Genomic DNA, 2241 nt, shown 5'->3' on the forward strand with positions numbered 1-2241 from the left:
CATAAATGAATGGTTCACGAGTATATTCGTGTGATGAAGTTAAATCACCTAATCCAAACAAAGATTCTTTAGGAAGTTTCTCTACAGATTCTCGTTCATCTTGACTTAAACGATGCCAACTGCCATCACTCATCTCAATACAACCATAACTATCTTCGGTTACATTTTGAAGCGTTTTATTGATAAATATTCGATGGAACTTGAGTTTTTTTTTGTCTTTTGAAAACCAAACAATATAGTCATTGCTTGTTGGCAAGAAATCTGCTGTCAAATTACTTGTTTTTCTGAATGAAATCATGCTAATAAAATTTTCCACCCCAAAAATTTCATCACAAATATTACGAATTAAATGCACATTCTCATCGCTAATCTGCACAAAAACACTGCCAGTATCGGATAGTAATTCCTTTGCAAGCAAAAGCCTGTCCCGCAAATATGTTAAATACGAATGTATGCCCAATTCCCAAGTATCACGGAACGCTTTTATCATTTCAGGTTCCGTTGTCAGGTCTTCGTCTTTTTTGTCTTTTACGTCTCGCTTGTTCACAAAGGGCTGAAAATTGGAGCCGTATTTTATGCCGTAGGGCGGGTCGATGTAGACCATTTGCACCTGTCCTGCCATTCCTTCTTTTTCAAGCATGGAATTCATTATTACAAGGCTGTCTCCGGCTATGAGGCGGTTTGTCCATTTGTCTTTATGTTGGTAGAATTCAATTGCGTCATTCCTGCGTCTTGCCCTTTCTGAGTCTGATTCAAAGAGCCATCCTTGTTCGTCCGCATAATCGTCGCCCATTGTTTGAACGGAGCGGATTATTTTATGGGGTTTTATGCTTTCGTGAATATGGATAGATGATGTAGGTACGTTAAAGGTCGTTCCTTCTTTTTTTCCCGCCCATTGCAAGGACGGGTCTATGTGGGGATCGTATTCGTATTTTGCCTCTGGGCTGGCTACTGTGTCGTATTGCGCCATTCCGACAGGGGGGATGTTTGCACGGTCATGTTCGGGGTAAGTGTATGCGTCTATTTGGTTGAGTTTGGAGGTGTCGATGGCTGGTTTTTTTAGGCATGGGGGGGCTCCTGATCGGGTTTTCTATGAAGGTTGTAATTCAACAACATCATTAAAATACTTTTTACCTTGTTGACAAGGAAAAACAAACTTTGTTCATCGGGAAAATCAACATCATCATGTACACAAGTATTTAATACACCAGTTATTTGTTTAATAAGTATAACATCATTTTTGACTAATTCTGTTAATTGGGAGTAAGTAATATCCTTAAAGAAATAGTTGATTTTTTGTTCCAATGACGGGTTGCCATTTATTTTACCACCGTAATAATTTTTTACTTCATACGTGGGAATGATAGTATTGATAAAGTCTTTAAGTAATTCTCTTAATGATATTGAAATGTGGCGTGTTTTTTCTACATTATCGCTATTTGCCGACTGTTCTGCTCCTAACAATTTCTTATAGAAAGAAGGATTGATCTGACAAAGAGCTTCTTTAAGATCATACTCTCTATTGAAAAGTCCAATATCAGAAATAGAAATTGGTTCTGGATTATGAGAAATTTGATCTACTAAAGCTATGGATGTTTGTATGGTAGTATTAATACAATCTGCATTATCAATATCATCTGTACCGAGTAGCAAGTTATTGTTTTGTTCTTGTTCAGCTTTTAAAATAACAGTTTTTTGTCTTTTTTTGATGTAAGGTACAGTTAAAAAACTTTCTTGCTGATTAATAAGAATAGAAGGAAAATTAAATTTTATGTTTTGTAAACTGGAGATAACATCGAAGTTGTTCTTCAGCTTTTCGGTCGCAATAGCGATTGAATTTTCAAGAAAGAGTGAATTACTAAAAATACGATAAACGTAAGGAAGGGTTTGAGCAAATTCTAATAATACAGGAATCCTGTCATTTAAAGCAGTTATTGCCGTAATGCTTGAATATGCAAGTTTATTGGCTACTTGATCTAATGTTATGCCTTCAAGTGCCTTTTGTAAACGATTTATTTCCTTCACCGCTTCATTGAAAGGAAATTGAGAAATTGCATTTGAAATCCGATCTAGTTCTGGTTGCTTAAACATGGAGTAATCAATAGCTTTAGAGACAACGGAAGGTTGGGACACTGTTTTTGCAAGTGTATCCATTTGATGTAAGACTTGGGGAGATATAAGTTTGTTCATATCCTCATAATCCATCTCTATTTCTTACCTTCGGTTATTGTTTCAGTATAG

At 36.1% G+C, this 2241-nt stretch carries 2 protein-coding genes; both read right to left on the bottom strand.

Annotated elements, in window-relative coordinates; genetic code table 11:
* A partial coding sequence (locus ACYVRH_RS11900) for a DNA methyltransferase (protein WP_461257132.1) occupies positions 1-970 on the bottom strand: 970 nt, incomplete at its 3' end.
* Positions 971-1059: 89 nt separating this feature from the next.
* Entirely contained in the window at positions 1060-2190 is a 1131-nt protein-coding gene (locus ACYVRH_RS11905; RefSeq protein WP_461257133.1) for a pPIWI-associating nuclease domain-containing protein, read from the bottom strand.
* Between the last annotated feature and the right edge of the window lie 51 nt (positions 2191-2241).

Source organism: Treponema sp. R80B11-R83G3, from assembly GCF_054786115.1.

Excerpts from the sequence above, each read along its gene's own strand:
- ACYVRH_RS11905 (WP_461257133.1), bottom strand. The coding sequence starts at position 2,190 with ATGAACAAACTTATATCTCCCCAAGTCTTACATCAAATGGATACACTT.